The following is an 18,073-nucleotide window of genomic DNA, read 5'->3' as shown; positions in this document are numbered from 1 at the left end:
CGGGTCTGCGGTTACCGTCTGGTGCCCCGCGAGTCGCGGCTGCGACGCACGGCGCTCGCCACCACGAATGCCAGCAGCATCGCGACGGCGATCGGGAGCCCGATGAGGGGCAGGATCGTGAGGGCGGGCCAGACGCCGACGGTGAAGTCGGCGACCCCCATCGCCGTGCCGACGAGCCTCGTGAAGAACGCGAGGACCGAGACGACGACGATGGCGAGGATCATGAAGAGGAGGACGCGCTCTGTACGATTGACGTCAGAGGGCGCACTCGTCTCGATCTTCTTGGCCACGGGTCAACGATAGTGCGGTGCGGCCCTACCCGGCGATCTAAGCTGGGGCGACCCACCCCCAGGGTCACCCGTCTTCACGAGAGGTCCAGTCATGCCCACCGGCAAGGTCAAGTTCTACGACGACGAGAAGGGCTTCGGCTTCATCAGCAGCGATGACGGCCAAGAGGTCTTCCTCCACGCGTCGGCCCTGCCCGCCGGCACCGTGGGTGTCAAGGCGGGCACCCGCCTCGAGTACGGCATCGCCGACGGCAAGCGCGGCGCGCAGGCCCTGTCGGTCCGCGTCCTCGAGGCCGCCCCCAGCCTCGCCAAGATGAACCGTCGCTCGGCCGACGACATGGCCGTCATCGTCGAAGACCTCGTCAAGGTGCTCGACAAGGCCGGTGGCGACCTGCGTCACGGCCGGTACCCGCAGAACGGCGCCCGCATCGCCGTGCTTTTGCGCACCGTCGCGGACTCGTTCGATGCCTGAGGCCGCCCCGCGCACGCCCTGGTCCGAGCTCGCCCGTCGCGCCCTGACCGAGATCACGCCCGACGAGACCATCGGGGCCGAGGCCGACCCCGTCGACGACGAGGCCGGAGTCACCTCGGTGCGCTTCGCCACGCTGCTCCCCGGCTACCCGGGCTGGCACTGGACGGTCAGCGTCGCCCACCTCGACGGTGAGGACCCCTCGGTGCTCGAGGCCGAATTGCTGCCCGGTGACGGTGCCCTGCTCGCGCCGGACTGGGTGCCGTGGGCCGACCGCCTCGCCGAGATGAAGGCCCAGGAGGCGCGCGACGGCGACGAGGACGCCGACGACTCCGACGACGACGACGAGTCCGACGACGACGACGACGACTCGGACGACGACGACTCGGACGACGAGGACGACTCGGACGACGACGACTCGGACGACGACGAGCACGGTTCGATCGTGCACGGTGGCGACGTGGACGGGGTCGACATCGACGACCTCGTCGACGACGCTCCGGACGACGACGACGACGACTCGGACGACGACTCCTCGGACGACGACGACGCCGTGACGCCGGTCGTCCCGGCCGCGCACCCCGAGGCCGACCTCGACGACGAGTCGCACGACGACGACTGGGACGGCGAGGACGAAGACCCCCTGAGCAGACGACGGAAGTAGTCCGTCGACCCGACCCGCGCCTCCTGCGGTCGGTCGTCACGACGAAGCCCCCGACACGATCGTGTCGGGGGCTTCGTCGTGGTGCCGGCGGGGTCAGAGGGCGTCGACGACGTACTCGATGGAGCGGATGAGCTGGCGCACGTCGTCGGGCTCGACGGCCGTGAAGGTCGCGACGCGCAGCTGGTTGCGGCCGAGCTTGCGGTACGGCTCGGTGTCGACGATGCCGTTGGCGCGCAGCACCTTCGCGATCTCGGACGCGTCGATCGACTCGGCGAAGTCGATGGTCGCGACGACCTGCGAGCGGTGCGACGGGTCGACGACGAACGGGGTGGCGTACTCGGAGGCGGTGGCCCAGTCGTAGAGCGCCGACGACGACTCGCGCGTGCGGGCGTCGGCCCAGGCGAGACCGCCGGAGTCGAGCATCCAGCGGGTCTGGTCTTCGAGCAGCAGCAGGGTGGTGAGCGCGGGGGTGTTCAGCGTCTGGTCGAGCCGCGAGTTGTCGACGGCGTTCTTCAGGCTGAGGAACTCGGGGACGTACCGGCCGCTGGCGGCGATGCGCTCGACGCGCTCGACGGCGGCGGGGGAGAAGAGCGCGAACCACAGGCCGCCGTCGCTCGCGAAGTTCTTCTGCGGTGCGAAGTAGTAGACGTCGGCCTGCGAGGCGTCGAAGTCGATGCCGCCCGCGGCGCTCGTCGCGTCGACGACCGTCAGGGCGCCGGGGTCTCCGGCGACCCGGGTGACCGGGGCCATGACGCCCGTCGAGGTCTCGTTGTGCGGCCAGGCGTACACGTCGACGCCCTCGACGACCTCGACCTCGGCGAGCGATCCGCCCTCGGCCGTGACGACGTGGGGAGCCTCGAGCCACGGCGCCGCGTTCGCCTTGGCGAACTTCGAGCCGAACTCGCCGAACGACAGGTTCTCGGCGCGCTTCTCGACGAGGCCGAAGGCCGCGGCGTCCCAGAAGGCGGTCGAGCCGCCGTTGCCGAGCACGACCTCGTAGCCCTCGGGCAGGCGGAACAGCTCGCCGAGCTCGGCCCGGACGCGGCCGACGAGGCCCTTGACCGGTGCCTGGCGGTGCGAGGTGCCGAGGATCGACGCACCGGCGGTCACGAGGTGCTCGAGCTGGGCCGCCCGGACCTTCGAGGGGCCGCAGCCGAAACGGCCGTCGGTGGGCAAGAGGTCAGTGGGAATCCGGATGTCCGCCATGCGGTCGATCCTACTGACGCGGCGCGGGGCCCAGCGTGCAGCCGGTAGGCTTGCGGGGTAGTCCACGTGTTCCACCGGGAGGCCCCTGTTGACCGATCTCGTCGACACCACAGAGATGTACCTGCGCACGATCCTCGACCTCGAAGAAGAGAACATCGTGCCGCTGCGTGCGCGCATCTCCGAGCGTCTCGGCCACTCCGGTCCGACCGTGTCGCAGACCATCGCCCGCATGGAACGCGACGGCCTCGTCGTCGTGTCGGGTGACCGCCACCTCGAGCTGACGCACGACGGGCGCACCAAGGCCACCCACGTCATGCGCAAGCACCGGCTCGCCGAACGTCTCCTGGCCGACGTCATCGGCCTCGACTGGGCGTACGTGCACGACGAGGCCTGCCGGTGGGAGCACGTCATGAGCGAGCAGGTCGAACGCCGACTGCTCGACATGCTCGACCACCCGACCGAGTCGCCCTACGGCAACCCGATCCCCGGTCTCGACGAACTCGGCGACTCGCCCGCGGGGCGGTTCCTCGACGGCGTCGTCAACCTGGTCGCCGTCCTGGCCGAGAACCCCGAGGGCGTCACGCGTCCGATCCGGCGCCTGGCCGAGCCGGTGCAGTTCGAGCCCGAGCTGCTGCAGCAGTTGCAGGGTGCGGGCGTCCTGCCCGGCGGGGTCGCGACCGTCCGCTCGGCGGGGTCGTACGTGTTCGTCCAGGTCGACGGTCACGACGAGGGCCTCGAGCTGCCGACCGAGGTCGCCCAGCACATCTACGTCGGGCTCTGACCGCCCGTCCGGCCGGCGGGGTGGGGTGACGCGGGTTTCTTGCGTGCGTGCGCCGCGCCTCCTGCGTTCTGCTGCGGATCACGCAGGGCTTTACCGATTCGTTACAAATCTCCCTCTCAAGGATGATTTCACCGCGGCCCTCAGGTACAGTCGCTGAGTCCCCAGGCCGCTGAACCGGCCGTCGGACCCGTGGCAGGACGTCTCTCACGCCCGTCTCCTGCCGTGTGTCGTTGCGATCGAGACGAACGGACGGGGCAGCTTCCCTAGAGCTGCCGAGACGTAGGAGACCCACCCCCCGTGACGCTTCCCGGCTCAGACACCACCCCTGACGTGCGCCCGAACCGCACCGTCGCCACCCGCACCCCCGCCGACCTGCCGACCCGCTCGTCCCTGCGACGCGCCCAGGCCGCCGCGGCCGCACCCGCCGCCCGGTCGGGCCGCCCGTCGGTCAAGCGCAGCGTGGTCTCGGTGACCGTCATGACGCTCACCGCCGGCCTCATCGGCACCATGGCCCTGCCCGCCTTCGCCTCGAACCCCGGCGCGGCGGCCGGCCCGAGCGTCGGAGCCTCGTCGACGGCCGCCTCGACCAGCCACGCGCAGAGCGTCGCGGTGGGCGACGACGTCGCCCTGGCCGACGCCACGCGTGACGGCTACACGGCGACCTCGCAAGAAGACCTGAACGCGGCGGCCCTCGCCAGCCAGCGCGAGGCCGAGCGAGCAGCCCTGGCCGCGAGCTACGCCAGCTACACCGGCCCGACGGCGGCCGAGAACGTGGCCGCGGCGTCGTCGTCGGGTTCGGCCTCCGCCTCGGCGACGGGCACCGTCGCGACGCCCGGCGCGTTCAGCCTCAGTGCCGTCTACGACACGGCCCTGCAGTACGTCGGCACCCCGTACGTCTTCGGCGGCGCCACCCCCGCCGGCTTCGACTGCTCGGGCTTCGTGATGTACGTCTACTCGCAGTACGGCATCGCGCTGCCGCACTCGGTCACCCGCCAGGGGGCCATGGGCACGCCGATCTCGGCGGCCGAGGCCCAGCCCGGCGACGTGGTGATCTTCAACGACGGGTCGCACGACGGCTTCTACGCCGGCAACGGCATGATCCTCGACGCGCCGAAGCCCGGCGGGTTCGTCAGCGTGCGGCCGCTCTGGACGAGCGCCGTGCACTACGTGCGCTTCGGGGCCTAGGCGACCCGCGCCTCCTTCGCTCGGCCCGTCTCGCGACGGGCTCCGCGTGAACAACCTGTGAAGGGTCGTCTTGCCTATAGGCAAGACGGCCCTTCCGGGCTTAACCTGGCGCCCTCGGAGTTCCGCTGAGACCAGGAGCGTCACATGCCTCGTACGACCGCCACCCGCACCATGGGTGCGCTGTCGCACGAGCACATACGACACCCCGCCATGTGACAGAGCACCGTCCCCGTGACGGTGCTTTTTTCGTGTCGGCGGGCCTGCTGGGCCGGCGACGCCCCGAGAGATCGAATCCCTGGAAGCCGTCCAGGGTGCTTCGAAAGGGAAAGCATGCGCACTCTCGTCCTGAACGCCGGTTTCGAGCCCCTCGCCGTGGTGTCCGACCGGCGGGCCCTCGTCCTCGTCATGAGCCAGAAGGCGACCGTCGTCGCCGCCGACGCGGAGCACCCCGTGCTCGGGGCGGTGATGTCGTGGGATCGTCCGTCGGTCATCGTGCTGACGCGGTACGTGCGCATCCCGCACACGCGGCAGATCCCGGTCTCGCGCCGCGGGGTCATGCGGCGCGACGCGCACCGCTGCGCCTACTGCGGCCGGTCGGCGACCACCATCGACCACGTGCAGCCGCGGTCGCGTGGCGGGGCGGACAGCTGGGAGAACCTCGTCGCGTGCTGCCTCAAGTGCAACAATCTCAAGAGCGACCGGACGCCGCACGAGATGGGCTGGGAGCTCCGCTTCACGCCCAAGCCGCCGCACGGGGTCGGCTGGGTCGTGCGCGGCATGGAGCGCACGCAGGCGGACTGGGACGAGTACCTCGCCGCCGCGTGAGCGCGGCCTGCTCGGCGCGGAGCCGGCCCGGCGGGCGGGCGGCCGGGCGGGCTGCTCCGCACCGCGTTTCGTGCATCGCACCGTGACTAGTCGGGGTGCACTGCACGAAGGGCAATGCAGTGGTCTCGTGGGCCGGACGGCAGGAGGCGCGGGTTCGGTAGACTCGGACGGTCAGCCTCTGTAGCTCAATGGAAGAGCAGTTCCGTCCTAAGGAAAGGGTTGGGGGTTCGAGTCCCTCCAGGGGCACCTGACGCCGCTTCGCGGCGTTGCCCCCGGAGGGACTCGAACCCCGCGGCCCCGCGCTGCGCGCGCCCGTCCAGGGGCACCTGACGCCGCTTCGCGGCGTTGCCCCTGGAGGGACTCGAACCCCGCGGCCCCGCGCTGCGCGCGCCCGTCCAGGGGCACCCAGTCGTCGCCCGCCACGTGACGTAGCGTAAAAGGGGAGTCATGGCCACCCACTCGGACGAGCACCCCGCCCCGTCCGTCGGCTCCACCCGGTCGCCGTCCGGCGTCCTCGTCGGGTCCGTCACGTGTCCGAACTGCGCGACCGACCGCCGTCGCGGGCACGTGCACCGCTGTGCGGCGCCCGAGCTCGTCACGCTCCCGGCTGCCGCGGTCGAGCTGCTCGCGGCCGTCCGTGCCGCCGGCGGGCACCCGCTCGTCGTCGGCGGCGCCGTCCGCGACGCCCTCGCCGCCCGGTCCGCCCCGGGCCCCCTGGACGCCCGCGTCGCACCTCCTGCAGCGGTCGCCCCGAAGGACCTCGACATCGAGGTGTTCGGCGTCGAGACGCTCGACCGACTCCGCCCGCACCTCGCCGCCGTCGCCCGCGTCGACGACGTCGGTGCCTCGTTCGGAGTCCTCGTCGCCACCGTGGGCGGTCTCGACGTCGACGTCTCCGTCGCCGGTGAGCCGCCGACCCCGGCCGGCGAGGCGGCGGCGTTCGCGCGCCGCGACCTCACCGTCAACGCGCTGGGCTGGGACCCGGGCAGCGGAGAGCTGGTCGACGTGTGGGGCGGAGCGGCCGACGTCGCCCACGGCGTCCTGCGACACGTCGGGCCGTCGTTCTCCGACGACGCCCTGCGTCCCCTCCGGGCGGCACAGTTCGTCGCCCGCTTCGGGTGGACGCTCGCCGACGACACGGTCCTCGCCTGCCGGGAGCTCGCGCACCTCTACGACACGCTGCCGAGCAGCCGGGTCTGGGGCGAGTGGAAGAAGCTGGCCACCCGCGGCCTCCACATCTCCCGTGCGCTCACGGTGCTCGAGCGGACGGGGTGGCTCGACAACTTCCCCGCCTTGGCCGCCACGCGCGGGATCGAGCAAGACCCCGCCTGGCACCGGGAGGGTGACGTCCTCACGCACCTGGGCCTCTCCGCCGACGTCGCCGCGGCGGCGGCCGAAGCCGAGCGGCTGCCCGCGGAGCAGCGCCTCCTCGCCGTCCTCGGCGCTCTCGTCCACGACGTCGGCAAGCCCTACGTCACCACCGTCCACGACGACGGCCGCATCACCAGCCACGGCCACGAGTCGGTCGGCGACCCGGTGGCGCAGGACTTCCTGGCCGGCATCGGTTCACCGCACGTCGTCCGCGACCGCATCGGCGGGCTGGTCGCCGAGCACATGTGCCATGTCGGCGTCGGCGGCGAGCCGACGCCGTCCGCCGTGCGCCGTCTCGTCCGCCGCCTCGACGGACGGTCCGGGCTCACCATCCACGACTGGGCCCGCGTCGTCGACGCCGACGTCGCCGGCCGAGGCCCGTCCGCAGGCGCCCCCGTCTCAGGCCCCTGGGTGGCGCTGGCCGGCGACGTCGGCGCGAAGCCGCGGAGGAGCCTCCTGACCGGACGCCACCTGATGAGCCTCGGCTACGAGCCCGGCCCCGCGTTCACGGACATCATCCGGGCGGCCCTCGCCGCGCAGGACGACGGCGAGTTCGACGACGAGGCCGGAGCCGTCGCGTGGTTCGTCGCGCAGGAGGTGCCGCGGGTCTCGTGAGCGTGCGCCGGCGCGGCCGAACCTGGAGGTCCTGACCGGCCAGGGGCCAGGGTGGTCTCATGCCGACCTCCGCAGAGACCGCCCGTACGACCCGCCACGACCGGCAGATCGGTCGCCGTGACCTGACCGAGTGGCGGTCGGCCGCGGGCCGGCGGCTCGCCTCGCGCCACAAGACCGTCGCGCAGAAGGTCGGCGCCCGGCGCGCGCTCGTCGCGACCCTCGCCGTCGGGGGCGGCATCGCGGTCGCCGCGACCGCCGGGGCCGCGTACATCTACGACGGGGTGACGGGTCGCGACGGCATCCAGAGCCTCGACCGGCCGGCACTCGAGCGGGCGAAGCGGCTCCGCTCGCCGTTCACCAACGGCGCGGCGGCGACCATCGCCCACGTCTTCGGGCCCGTCGTCCTACCCGCCGTCACCGTCGGCGCCGCCGCGGCCTTCGGCATCCGTGACCGTCACCCCAGCCCCGTCACCCTCGTCGTGGCGGTCGGAGCGGGCTCGCTCGCGATGACGGTCGTGGGCAAGAAGCTCATCAAGCGCAACCGACCCGACCGCCACGAGGCCATCCCGCCCTACGAGGAGTCGCCGTCGTTCCCGTCCGGGCACACGCTGAACACCACCACGATCCTCGGCGTGCTCGCCTACCTGCTGGCGCTCCGGCAGCGCGACCAGGCGCCGCAGGTCGCGATCGTCGGAGCCGCCGCCGGGACGGCCGGCGTCGTGGGGCTGTCGCGCGTGCTGCTCGGGGCGCACTGGTTCACCGACGTCGCCGTCGGGTGGGTCACCGGCATCGGGTGGCTCTCGCTGATCGTCACCAGCCACCGCCTCTACCTGAGCACCCAGGACGACGACGACGTCCACGAGTGACGACGCGTCGGGCCGGCGTGACCTCCGAGGGGATCGTGCGCCGCGCCTCCTCGTCCCCGGTCCGGGTCGGAGGAGCCGCGCGTCACGCCCGGTCGTGCAACGTGACCTGGTAGCCGTCGGGGTCGACGAAGGTGAAGGTGTGGCCGAAGGGGCCCTCGACCGGTGCCGTCGCGATCTCGACGCCGGCGGCGACCAGGGCGTCGTGGGTGGACCGGGCCTCGGGATCGAGCAGCCAGAGGCCGACGCCGTGACCGAGCGGGGCCGCGTCGAGGTCGACGCCGGGCAGGGCGCCCCGCACGGCGAACGCGATCGGCTTCGTGGCGAAGACGACGGCGTGCGGCGGGCCGTCCTGCCGGGTGAGGCCGAGGTGCTGCTCGTAGAACGCGGCGGAGCGCTCGACGTCGCGGACCTGGAGCGAGATGAAGTCGGGGCCGGTGGCGGTCATGGGGTGCCTGCTCTCGTGTCGAAGATGTGTGTCAGTTAGCTGACATGGATCAACCTATGTCAGACTACTGACATGAGTCAAGGCGCGTCGGCGATCGACCTCGAGACCTCGGTGGGTTACCTGCTGAAGGAGGCGTCGAGTGCGCTCCGCGCCTCCATGGAGGCTGAACTCCGCCCGCTCGACATGACCATCACGCACTACTCGTGCCTCGAGCTGCTCGCGCAGCGGCCCGGGCTGTCGAACTCCGAGCTCGCCCGCGGCGCGTTCGTCACGCGTCAGTCGATGAACGTGCTGCTGCAGTCGCTCGAGCGCGACGGTCTCGTGCGACGGGCCGACCGAGCGCCGACGGGGCGGGCCCTGCCGACCGAGCTGACGGCGGCCGGGCGGCGACAACTGGCCGTGGCGAGCGCCGCCGTGCGGGCGGTCGAGGACAGGATGACGGCGGGGTTGACGCCGGCCGCGCGGCGGCAGCTGGCGGAGGCGCTGCGCGGGTGCGTGACCGCCCTGCGCTGACTCAGCTGGTGAGCGTGCGACCGAGCGACACCGTTCCCGCGTCGTCGGCGTAGTGGCCGTAGGCCGCGATGGGTCGGTACCCCGCCGACTCGTAGAGGCGGATCGCGGTGTCGTGGGCCACGTTGGTCTCGATCACCATCTCGGTGACGCCCGCGTCCGACGCCGACCGTTCGAGCCAGGTCAGCACCGCTCGGGACAGCCCGCGCCCGCGTCGGTCGGCCCGCACGTACATCCGCTTGAGCTCGGCGCGGCCGTCCGGCAGCAGCCGCCACGCGCCGAGGGCGACGGGCTCGCCCGACTCGTACGCCACCGCGAACGTGCCCCTCGGCAGCTCGAACTCGGAGCGGTCGATCGGGCTGTCGTCGCGTCCGCCGTAGATCTCGACGTAGAGCTGTTGCAGCCCCTCGACGAGCAGCTGCACGTCGGGGTGGTCGTAGGGGCGGGGCTCGATGCTCGTCGCGGGCGCCGGTGTCGTCACCCCACCATCTTGGTCGATCGCCGCGCGACCGGGGTGGCTCCCGCCCCGACGTCAGGCCGCGTCGCGCCCGGTCACCCGGTCGAGTCCGGACGAGGAGGCGCGGCGCGCGTCCCCCAGGTCGCATCCGAGGGCCACCAGCACGCGGGCCACCAGCTCGACCGACCACTCGGGGGTCACGAGCTCGGGGCTCGACCACCAGGTGTGCAGCCCGCCGAGGAGACTGCCGCCGACCAGGGACAGTGCCAGGTCGACGTCCAGCTCGGCGAACGACCCCGCGGCCTGTCCGGCCTCGACCAGGGCCCGTGCCTGCGGCACCAGCGCCGCCTCGGCGTCGAGCAGGCGCAGCCCGTTGCGCGCGACGACGACGGCCACCGCAGGGTCGCTCTCGGTGAGGCCGAGCACCACGTGCATCGCGATCGCCGCCGCCGTCGTCGGGGAGTCGCCCGCCCGACCGAGCGCCGTCATCCGGTCGGTCTGCGCCTCGAGCACGCTCTGGACGGCTTGGTCGAACAGCTCGTCCTTTCCGGCGAAGTGGTTGTAGAACGTGCCGAGGCCGACGTCCGCCAGCTGCGTGATCTCGGCGACGGGGACGGCGGCGTAGTCGGCCCGCCGCAGCAGGACGACACCGGCCTCGATCAGCTTGCGACGCGTGTCGCGGGTGCGGCGGGACGTCCTCGAGGGGTCGACCCGCACCTCCTCGTCGTCCGTTCTCACAGCGGCCTCTCACGTGTCCGGCGGGTTGTCTGGCTACATTCTGTCATGACTGACGAAATCGTCAGCTCTGACGAATCCCATCAGGAGGCATCGTGCCCGACGTGTCGATCACCGCCGCCCGCCCGGACCAGCTCGACGCGGCCGCCGCCGTGCTCGCGGAAGGGTTCCGAGACGACCCCGTCATGCGGGGGTTCGTCCCGCGGGGGCCGCGACGGCACGCCCGCCTGGTCGACCTCTTCGCGGCGATGATGCGGTCGATCCCCCGGGCCCGTCGCACGGTCGACGTGGCCGTCGTCGACGGTGACGTCGTGGGGGCGGCGGTCTGGGAGGCCCCGCGCACCCGGGCGTCGTCGCCGCTGAGCCTCCCGGTCTCGTGGGACGAGCTCGGGCAGCTGCCCCGCTACCTACGCGCCCTGGGCCTCGGCGGGCTCGTGCCGGCGGCCCGGCACCAGGCGACCCTCGCGGCACCGCGCCCCCGCCTGCCGCACTGGTACCTCGGCGAGATCGCCGTCGGCGACGCGGCCCGCGGGCTCGGCGTCGGCACCTCGTTGATCGAGCACCGCCTCGCCGCCGTCGACGAGGCGGGCGACGCCGCCTACCTCGAGTCGTCGACCGAGCGGAACCGGGCGCTCTACCGTCGGATGGGCTTCGTCGAGCTGGGGCCGATCCGTGGGCTGCCGGGGGCGACGCCCGCCGCGATGTGGCGTCCGGCTCGGACGGCGGCCGGGCCGGCGTGAGTCCCGGCACCCGGGCCGTCGGGGGTCGCACCACCGATGCGGTGTCGAACCACCCACGAGCGTGGTTCGACACCGCGACGGTGGTGCGACCTCGGCGGGGCCGGCGGACATGCGACCGTCGCGTCCGTGAGTCGCCGTGTGACGAGGCTGCTGGTGCATCGGCCGCGCCGGGAGGATCGTGTCGGCATGGTGAACGCGACGACCGCACCGGCCCCGGCAGCCGCCCTGCCCTCGGCGCCTGCCCTGCCTCCGGCTCCGGCCCTGCCCTCGGCACCCGCCGAGCAGCACCTCGCCCGCCTGCGCCGCGAGCGTTCGAGCATCAAGTGGACGCGATTCGCCGACGACGTGCTGCCGCTCTTCGTCGCCGAGATGGACTACGACCTCGCCGAGCCGGTCGTCGACGAGCTGGTCCGCCGCGTGCGCGCCTCGGACGTCGGCTACCTCGACGGCCCCGGGCCCCTCGCGCCCGCCTTCGCCCGCTTCGCGCTCGACCGGTGGAGCTGGCGCGTCGACGAGTCCCGCGTGCACATCGCGACCGACGTCAGCGTCGGCATCGTCGAGACCCTCCGCCTCGCCGTGCCCCGCGGTGGCCGCGTCGTCGTGACGCCGCCGGTCTACCCGCCGTTCTTCGAGCTCGTCGAGGAGGCCGGGGCCGAGGTCGTGTGCGTGCCGCTGCTGGTGGCGGGGGAGTCCGTCGGCGACGCGACCCGCGCCTCCTCGGGGTCGCCGGCGCTCGCCGGTGACGGGCGGGCCCGCGCCGGCCTCGACCGCGCCGGCCTCGACCGCGCCGGCCTCGACCTTGCCGGCCTCGAGCGGGCGTTCGCCTCGGGCGTCGACGCGTTCGTGCTGTGCAACCCGCACAACCCGCTCGGCATCGTCCACGACGCGGCCGTGCTCGCCGAGGTGGCCCGGCTCGCCGCGCGGTACGACGTGCTCGTCGTGAGCGACGAGGTGCACGGCCCGCTGACCCACCCCGGCGTCGTCTTCACGCCGTTCTCACCGGTCGCGGAGGCGCAGGGGGCGCGGTCGGTCACGGTCACCTCGGCGAGCAAGGGGTGGAACCTCGCAGGGGCGAAGTGCTCGCTGGTGGTCGCGGGCGACGACCGGACGGCCGTGCTGCTCGACGGGCTCGTGGAGGAGGTCGCCTGTCGCACGAGCATCCTCGGCCTGCACGCCAACGTCGTCGCCTTCGGCTGTACCGACTGGCTCGACGACGCCGTCACCAAGATCGTCGCGAACGACGCCCTGCTGGCGTCCCTGCTCGCCGAGCACCTGCCCGGCGTCACGTACCACCGCCCGGCGGCCGGCTACCTCGCCTGGCTCGACCTCCGCCCGCTCGGGCTCGGCGACGACCCCGCCGCCGTCCTGCTCGCGGGTGCCCGCGTCGCCCTCAACGCCGGCCACACCTACGGACCGGGAGGCGCCGGTCACGCCCGCCTCAACCTCGCGTGCGACCCCGGGGTGCTGGTCGAGGCCGTGCGACGAATCGCCGCCCTCGTGGCCTCCCGCGCCTGAGCGGCCCGCCGCGCCGCTCGCCGCCCCGGGGTCGCCGCCTCGGGCGCCGCTGTGCCCTCCGGCTGTGCCTGCCCGGGACCCGGCCCGCTCGTCGCGTCAGGCGACGTCGCGCCGCAGCTGCCGCCACCAGCCGAGCCCCAGCGGGAGCGCGACCCAGATCACCAGCGAGGTCAGCGCCTGCCCTGCGCCCGGCACGTCCCCGGGGCCGATCCCCCAGGCAAGGTGCGGGTGCGCGAGCCAGGCGGAGAAAGCGAGCGTCGAGATCCAGGGGGCGACGGACGGAACGAGCAGCGCGGCGGCGACGTCGTACGTGATGGGCAGCAGCATGGTGACGACGATGGCCAGGGGCGTGTTCAGCAGCAGTGAGCCGACGGCTGTGCCGGTCAAGGCGGCTGCGACGGCCAGGGCCACGACCCCGCCCGCGGCGGTCGTCACGGCGGACCAGTCGGTCGCCGCGAGGAGGTCGGGGTGCAGCACGACGAACGCCAGGGCCGCGCCCGCGGCCGTGACGAGAGCGACCCCCAGGACGAGTGCGACGATCGCGACGACGCGTGCCGTCAGGACCAGCAGGCGCCGGGGCGTCTGGGTGAACGTCGCCAGGGCGGAGCGTCCGGTCCAGTCGCCGGTGACCGCGAGGACGGCCACGACGGGGAGGAGGGCGGTGAGGGGGAGGGCCACCCCGCCTACGAACGTCTCGAGCGACGTGTCCGCCGTCTGGGACAGGGCCACCGTGCCGACGCCGAGCAGGGCGATGGTGGCGAACAACACTCGCGCGGCGCGGGTGTCGGTGGCCTTTCGCAGCTCGATTCGCAAGAGGACGGACCAGGGGGTCATGAGGTCGCTTTCGGCGGGGACGTCGACGGGGGCGTCGTGGATGGGAGGCGCGCGGTGTGTTCGCCCGAGGTCTGGTCGAGGAAGAACGAACGGAGTGACGGACGGGACTCCGACAGATGGGTCAACGGGATGCCCAGGGTGAGGGACAGGCGTCCGACGTGATCGGCCGTGGTCGCGGCGGAGAGGATCGCCGGGTCGTCTCGCCCTCGCTCGACCGCCACCCCCTGACCGACGAGGGTGCGGGCGAACCGCTCGTCGTCCGCGCTGGTGAACGCGACGCTCGCCGGGGCACCACCGCGCGCCGGCCCGGTGTGGACCACGCGGCCACGATCGAGGATGACGACGTCGTCGGCGATCGTCTCGATGTCGGCGAGGTGGTGACTGGACAGCAGGACCGCGCCGCCGGCGCGGGCGAAGCCGACCATCAACTCGTCCAACCACCGCAGCCCTTCGGGGTCGAGGCCGTTGCCCGGCTCGTCGAGGATCAGCGTCGTCGGCTCGCCGAGCAAGGCGACGGCGAGGCCCAGGCGCTGTCGCATGCCGAGGCTGAGCGCCCCGATTCGACGGCCGCCCACGGTCGACAGGCCGACGAGGTCGAGACACTCGTCGACGCGTCGTGGAGGGACGCCGATCGCCAGGCCCGAGAGGCGGGCGGTCTCGCGGACGCTGCGCCCCCCGTGGCCGGCACTCGCGTCGAGCAGCACGCCGACCGTTCGGCCCGGTCGGTCGAGCTCGGCGAAGGGGCGGCCCCCGAAGAGTGCCGTCCCGCTCGTCGGTCGGACGAGTCCGAGCGCCGCCCGCAGCGTCGTCGACTTGCCGGCCCCGTTCGGCCCGAGCAGTGCGGTGACCCGACCCGCGCGCGAGTCGAAGCTGACGTCCCGGACGACGGCTCGTCGGCCGTAGGCCTTGGAGAGGCTGCGGACCGACACGGGGTACGGATCTGGGGAGGTCTGTCTCATGCTCTTCACCTCTGTCTCACGTAGCGGAGCAGCGAGGACTCCCGGACGGACACCGCGGCCACGACGACGCCGAGCAGCACGCCGACGGCGCCGGCGGCCAGGGTCCGTCCGGCGTCCAGGACGATGGGGATCGAGTCGTCCGGGCGGAGACCGGAGGTGACGGCCAGGACGACGGGCACGAGGCACAGCGACGCCACGGTCGTCCAGGCCGCTGCCTGCAACGATTGCGACCCGAGCTGGGCAGCCGTGGTGACCCCGACGTGTCGGTCGGAGGCGAGACGACTCCGTCGTCGCCAGACGCTGGCCGCCCCCGAGGCGACGCCGAGCCCGCAGGCCGCTGCTGCACCCCATCCGTCGAGAGGCACCGGAGGCGCGTGGAACGTGGCACCGAGGGTGGAGTTCAGTTGGCCCAGCACAGGGCGCGACTCGGTGTCGCCTCCGCCACCGGGCAGGACCGTCCGGCCGAGTGCTTCCACGACGTCGTCGCTGGCGGGCCACGACGTGACCCAGCAGGCGTCGAAGGGCCCGTCGTCGGCCCTGCTCGCCCCCAGCGCACTGTACGTGAGCGCCGGATCGCGCCCGTCGTCCGGGTACCCGAACACCCCCTGCACGGGCGCGTGCCCGTCTCGCGTCGCCAGGTCGCCCTGGCCGGTGAGTCCGAGGGCCCGCGAGCCCTCGTCGCTGACGACGAGACCGAGACCGTCGGTGGTGCCGTCGACCAGCAGCAGCGCCGCGAAACCCGGCGTGACGTCGTACGTCGGGACGCTCGCCCTCGGCAGAGCCGCGGGAGCCAGGTCGACGGTGGTGGCGCGGATGGCACCCGCGGCCTGCACGGTCGGCAGGGCGGACAGGGCGTCGCAGGCGCGTCCGTCCACTCGCGCCTCGGCGGTCTCGACCAGGGTCGCGGCCCCGCTCGCCAGCCATCGGTCGGCCGCGTCGACGGCGGATCGCGCACTCGTCGCCTGCGCCACGGCGACGGCCCCGACGGTCACGACGAACAGGGCGATCCAGATCGACGTCGTCGTGGTGCCCGAGACGAGGTCACGCAGGGCCTCGCGGGCGACCTCACGGGCCTTCACCGGTGCTCATCGAGATCGAGCACGTCGTCGCAGGCATCTCGCGTGGCGTCGTCGTGCGTGGCCACGAGCACCGCGGTGCCGTGGTCGGCGAGCGAACCGATGACACGGTTGACCTCGGCGGCCGTTGGACGGTCCAGCTGCGCGGTGGGTTCGTCGACGAGCAGGACGTCGGGCTCGGCAGCGATGCCGCGGGCCAGCATGAGGCGCTGGGCCTCGCCGCCCGACAGCTCGGCGAACCGAGCCCCCGCGCGCGGCGCGAGGTCGAAGCGGCCGAGGAGGGCCAGCGCCCGGCGGTCGGCCTCGACCCGAGACGCCCCGCTGGCCAGGAACGCGAGCGAGACGTGGTCGAGGGCGGTCCGCCGCGGCACCCCGTGAGGGTTCTGGAACACCCAGCCGACGCGTGTGCCCGCGGCTCGCACGACCCGCCCGAAGCGAGGCGTCACCATGCCCGCGACGACGGCGAGGAGCGTGGACTTGCCCGAACCGCTCGGACCCACGATGGCGCACACGGAGCCACGGTGCAGGGTGAGATCGACGTCGGTGAACAGCGGCGCGCCGTCACCGAACGCATGACCGACTCGATCCAAGGTCACCGGCATGTGAGGCTCCCGCCAGGACGAGGGACGACCGACGTCACGGGCGTGCCGTCGGGCGCGACGACGTAGGACTGACCCAGCTGCGAGCCGACGACGTCCACAAGGAGGGGCTGTCGGGGCTCACCCGAGTCGTCGACGGGCTGAAGGCACGCCGTGCCGTCGCGTACGTCGACGAGGGCGCTCGGAGGCACGACCGTGACCCGGACGGGTTCGGCGAGGGACCATCGGGCGGCGACGGCCGGTGCGTCGTCGTCGACGACGGACGCGTAATCGGGCGTCGAGGCCAGGCGAGCCAGATCGGTCGGGTCGGTCACGATCCCCTCGGCCGAGACGGCGGTCGTGACCCCGGCCACGGTGACCACCCGGTCGCCGGGGGAGGCGTCGAGTGGCAGCTTCTCGAGTCGGGCAGCCTGCAGATCGACGGGAAGACGGACGAGTTCGTCTCCCGAATCCACGGACGATCCGACCACGCCCTCGCACCCCTCGACCCGGACCCGGGGTGCCGGGAGCCACGTGACGGCGTCGACCGGGACGGCGTCGTCGGCCGCCACGGTGACTCCCCTCGTGGTCAAGAACGACCGGACGGCCCGTCGGGTGTCCGCACCGAACGTGCCGTCCGCGGCGACGGGGGCCCCCAACCGAGCCAACTCGGCCTGGAGGCCACGGACGTCGTCGCCGCGATCGCCCAGGTCGAGCCCTCGCCAGAGGGGCACGGCGGTCGCGAGTGCGACGACAGGACGGCCGTCCACGGTCGCGACGACGTCGCCGCTCGCGATCTCACCGCCCGTGGAGCACGACAGTCCGGTGAGGACGCCCGGTCGAGGCGAGACGATCCGTCGCGGTGACCCCGTCTGCAGCACCAGCTGGACCTGTCGTTCGTCGACGTCCTCACGCGTGTCGACGGGAACCGCCTCGGCGGGGGCCGGTGAGCGCAGGGCCGCGGGCTGGTCGGGTGGGATGGACAGGAGCACCGCGCCGGCACCGACGGCGAGTGCGGTGAGCGCCACGAGACCGACCACCGACGCGCTCGGGAGTCTCGTCGGCTTCATCGCCCGGACCACAGGCCGAGGGGGTCGCGGAGACAGGACTGGGCGGCCTCGGACTGGGTGTCGAACGGGAAGGTGCCCGACTCGTCGTCGGCCTCCCAGTCGTCCCGACCGTAGGACGGGTCGACCAGGCCGGCATCGGCCAGGCACCTGACCTGGATGGTCCCTTCGTCGAGGCGCTCGGGGTTGCGGCGAACTTGCTCGAAGAGGAAGGTCACCCAGCTGTCGAACCTGGTCTCGCAGGCCTGCAGTGCTGCATCCGACCGCTCGAAGGGCATGTCGGGGGCATCGCCGTCGAGGTCGGTGAGCTCGAACCCGCCGTCGGGTGAGTAATCGACGGCCAGGCCCGAGTCGGCGAGGCAGCGGCGGACGCCGTCGTGCGCCTGCTCGAGTTCTGTCGAGGTGACGACGCCGTCGGCCAGGATCTCTCTCTCGACGGCGCTCTCGCTCTCGTCGAGCGCCTCGGCGAAGACGTCGGCCCACGGCCCGGACAGCTCGAGGTCGGCGGCCTCGGGTCGAGAGGTGCCGGCCGGCTGAGGGTCGGCGCAGCCCACCAGGGCGACGAGCACGGCGGCGGCCGTGACAGCCGCCGCCGTGACCGTCGTCCTCACTTCGCGGTCATCCCGTACGACACCACGTCGGCCCAGCACTGCGACTGGCTCGACCATCCACCCCGGCCGACCCACGAGCCGTACTTCTCGATGAGCACGTGTGCTTCCTCCCTCTGACGAATCCGTTCCGTCAGGCGTCGAAGCTAACGTTAAAAAGGTCACCTATCAAGGGTGACATTCTGCCGATCGAAGGGCGGAAGGGTGGTGACCGTGCCCCCTGGCGACATCCCGCCACGACATGAACACCCCGCCACGAGAGGACGTGGCGGGGTGTTCA

At 72.9% G+C, this 18,073-nt stretch carries 21 protein-coding genes and 1 tRNA gene; 11 read left to right on the top strand and 11 right to left on the bottom strand.

The genetic code is table 11. The features are described from left to right. Positions 1–11: 11 nt before the first annotated feature. The gene (locus tag AC3CCI_RS04250; protein ID WP_354593770.1) at positions 12–290 is read right to left on the bottom strand and encodes a hypothetical protein; all 279 of its coding nucleotides are present in this window, start codon (positions 288–290) and stop codon (positions 12–14) included. Between the two features lie 91 nt (positions 291–381). Here AC3CCI_RS04250 and AC3CCI_RS04245 point away from each other — a divergent pair, with 91 nt between their 5' ends. Further along, positions 382–759 (top strand): cold-shock protein, encoded by a 378-nt coding sequence (locus AC3CCI_RS04245; RefSeq protein ID WP_043593516.1) that lies wholly within the window; start codon positions 382–384, stop codon positions 757–759. Further along, positions 752–1,420 (top strand): DUF3027 domain-containing protein, encoded by a 669-nt coding sequence (locus AC3CCI_RS04240; protein ID WP_488628210.1) that lies wholly within the window; start codon positions 752–754, stop codon positions 1,418–1,420. Before AC3CCI_RS04245 ends, AC3CCI_RS04240 begins: the two co-directional genes overlap by 8 nt. A 93-nt stretch (positions 1,421–1,513) precedes the next feature. Here the strand turns inward: AC3CCI_RS04240 and serC are convergent, their stop codons facing one another. After that, on the bottom strand, positions 1,514–2,626 hold the full coding sequence (serC, locus tag AC3CCI_RS04235; protein ID WP_488628209.1) for a phosphoserine transaminase: 1,113 nt from the start codon (positions 2,624–2,626) through the stop codon (positions 1,514–1,516). Positions 2,627–2,714: 88 nt separating this feature from the next. Between serC and AC3CCI_RS04230 the strand changes: the two genes are divergently transcribed. From AC3CCI_RS04230 to AC3CCI_RS04205, 6 genes are all read left to right on the top strand, one after another. Continuing rightward, the gene (locus AC3CCI_RS04230; RefSeq protein WP_056259359.1) at positions 2,715–3,407 is read left to right on the top strand and encodes an iron-dependent transcriptional repressor DtxR; all 693 of its coding nucleotides are present in this window, start codon (positions 2,715–2,717) and stop codon (positions 3,405–3,407) included. Positions 3,408–3,737: 330 nt separating this feature from the next. Further along, positions 3,738–4,592 carry a C40 family peptidase gene (locus AC3CCI_RS04225; RefSeq protein ID WP_488628208.1) on the top strand — a complete coding sequence of 285 codons (855 nt, stop codon included), beginning with the start codon at positions 3,738–3,740 and terminating at the stop codon, positions 4,590–4,592. A gap of 330 nt (positions 4,593–4,922) precedes the next feature. Beyond that, positions 4,923–5,417 carry an HNH endonuclease gene (locus tag AC3CCI_RS04220; protein ID WP_354593766.1) on the top strand — a complete coding sequence of 165 codons (495 nt, stop codon included), beginning with the start codon at positions 4,923–4,925 and terminating at the stop codon, positions 5,415–5,417. Between the two features lie 174 nt (positions 5,418–5,591). After that, positions 5,592–5,663: transfer RNA gene (locus AC3CCI_RS04215), tRNA-Arg, on the top strand. Positions 5,664–5,864: 201 nt separating this feature from the next. Further along, complete coding sequence (locus tag AC3CCI_RS04210) at positions 5,865–7,403, top strand: CCA tRNA nucleotidyltransferase (protein WP_488628207.1); 1,539 nt, start codon at positions 5,865–5,867, stop codon at positions 7,401–7,403. 59 nt (positions 7,404–7,462) lie between these two features. Further along, positions 7,463–8,269 (top strand): phosphatase PAP2 family protein, encoded by an 807-nt coding sequence (locus AC3CCI_RS04205; protein ID WP_488628206.1) that lies wholly within the window; start codon positions 7,463–7,465, stop codon positions 8,267–8,269. An 82-nt stretch (positions 8,270–8,351) separates the two neighbouring features. Here AC3CCI_RS04205 and AC3CCI_RS04200 read toward each other — a convergent pair whose 3' ends face one another. Next, positions 8,352–8,714, bottom strand: coding sequence for a VOC family protein (locus AC3CCI_RS04200; protein WP_488628205.1), 363 nt, complete (start codon positions 8,712–8,714; stop codon positions 8,352–8,354). A gap of 72 nt (positions 8,715–8,786) precedes the next feature. Here AC3CCI_RS04200 and AC3CCI_RS04195 point away from each other — a divergent pair, with 72 nt between their 5' ends. After that, positions 8,787–9,227 (top strand): MarR family winged helix-turn-helix transcriptional regulator, encoded by a 441-nt coding sequence (locus AC3CCI_RS04195; protein WP_354593762.1) that lies wholly within the window; start codon positions 8,787–8,789, stop codon positions 9,225–9,227. A gap of 1 nt (position 9,228) precedes the next feature. On the opposite strand, the gene AC3CCI_RS04190 is transcribed toward AC3CCI_RS04195, so the two are convergent. Both AC3CCI_RS04190 and AC3CCI_RS04185 read right to left on the bottom strand, forming a co-directional pair. Then, positions 9,229–9,705, bottom strand: coding sequence for a GNAT family N-acetyltransferase (locus AC3CCI_RS04190; RefSeq protein ID WP_488628204.1), 477 nt, complete (start codon positions 9,703–9,705; stop codon positions 9,229–9,231). A 51-nt stretch (positions 9,706–9,756) separates the two neighbouring features. After that, positions 9,757–10,419 carry a TetR/AcrR family transcriptional regulator gene (locus AC3CCI_RS04185; protein WP_354593760.1) on the bottom strand — a complete coding sequence of 221 codons (663 nt, stop codon included), beginning with the start codon at positions 10,417–10,419 and terminating at the stop codon, positions 9,757–9,759. Positions 10,420–10,511: 92 nt separating this feature from the next. Between AC3CCI_RS04185 and AC3CCI_RS04180 the strand changes: the two genes are divergently transcribed. Together AC3CCI_RS04180 and AC3CCI_RS04175 are read left to right on the top strand one after the other, a co-directional pair. Then, a complete protein-coding gene (locus AC3CCI_RS04180) occupies positions 10,512–11,156 on the top strand; it encodes a GNAT family N-acetyltransferase (RefSeq protein ID WP_488628203.1) in 645 nt (214 codons plus the stop codon). Between the two features lie 186 nt (positions 11,157–11,342). Beyond that, positions 11,343–12,671 carry a MalY/PatB family protein gene (locus tag AC3CCI_RS04175; RefSeq protein ID WP_488628202.1) on the top strand — a complete coding sequence of 443 codons (1,329 nt, stop codon included), beginning with the start codon at positions 11,343–11,345 and terminating at the stop codon, positions 12,669–12,671. Positions 12,672–12,767: 96 nt separating this feature from the next. Here AC3CCI_RS04175 and AC3CCI_RS04170 read toward each other — a convergent pair whose 3' ends face one another. Genes AC3CCI_RS04170 through AC3CCI_RS04145 form a run of 6 tightly spaced genes read right to left on the bottom strand, consistent with a single transcriptional unit; the run spans position 12,768 to position 17,796 of the window. Next, a complete protein-coding gene (locus AC3CCI_RS04170) occupies positions 12,768–13,505 on the bottom strand; it encodes a hypothetical protein (protein WP_488628201.1) in 738 nt (245 codons plus the stop codon). Beyond that, positions 13,502–14,464: an ATP-binding cassette domain-containing protein gene (locus tag AC3CCI_RS04165; protein WP_488628200.1), complete on the bottom strand. Its 963-nt coding sequence runs from the start codon at positions 14,462–14,464 to the stop codon at positions 13,502–13,504. The genes AC3CCI_RS04170 and AC3CCI_RS04165 overlap by 4 nt, the downstream gene beginning before the upstream one ends. A 5-nt stretch (positions 14,465–14,469) precedes the next feature. Further along, the gene (locus AC3CCI_RS04160; protein WP_488628199.1) at positions 14,470–15,543 is read right to left on the bottom strand and encodes a hypothetical protein; all 1,074 of its coding nucleotides are present in this window, start codon (positions 15,541–15,543) and stop codon (positions 14,470–14,472) included. Next, positions 15,540–16,142 (bottom strand): ABC transporter ATP-binding protein, encoded by a 603-nt coding sequence (locus AC3CCI_RS04155; protein ID WP_488628198.1) that lies wholly within the window; start codon positions 16,140–16,142, stop codon positions 15,540–15,542. The genes AC3CCI_RS04160 and AC3CCI_RS04155 overlap by 4 nt, the downstream gene beginning before the upstream one ends. Continuing rightward, the gene (locus AC3CCI_RS04150; protein ID WP_488628197.1) at positions 16,133–17,188 is read right to left on the bottom strand and encodes a peptidoglycan-binding domain-containing protein; all 1,056 of its coding nucleotides are present in this window, start codon (positions 17,186–17,188) and stop codon (positions 16,133–16,135) included. Before AC3CCI_RS04150 ends, AC3CCI_RS04155 begins: the two co-directional genes overlap by 10 nt. Further along, complete coding sequence (locus tag AC3CCI_RS04145) at positions 17,185–17,796, bottom strand: hypothetical protein (RefSeq protein ID WP_488628196.1); 612 nt, start codon at positions 17,794–17,796, stop codon at positions 17,185–17,187. The genes AC3CCI_RS04150 and AC3CCI_RS04145 overlap by 4 nt, the downstream gene beginning before the upstream one ends. Positions 17,797–18,073: the final 277 nt, after the last annotated feature.

Source organism: Frigoribacterium sp. CF331 (assembly GCF_057787905.1).
Note: the sequence above shows the minus strand (reverse complement) of the source record. Positions and strands in the feature narration are given on the sequence as shown.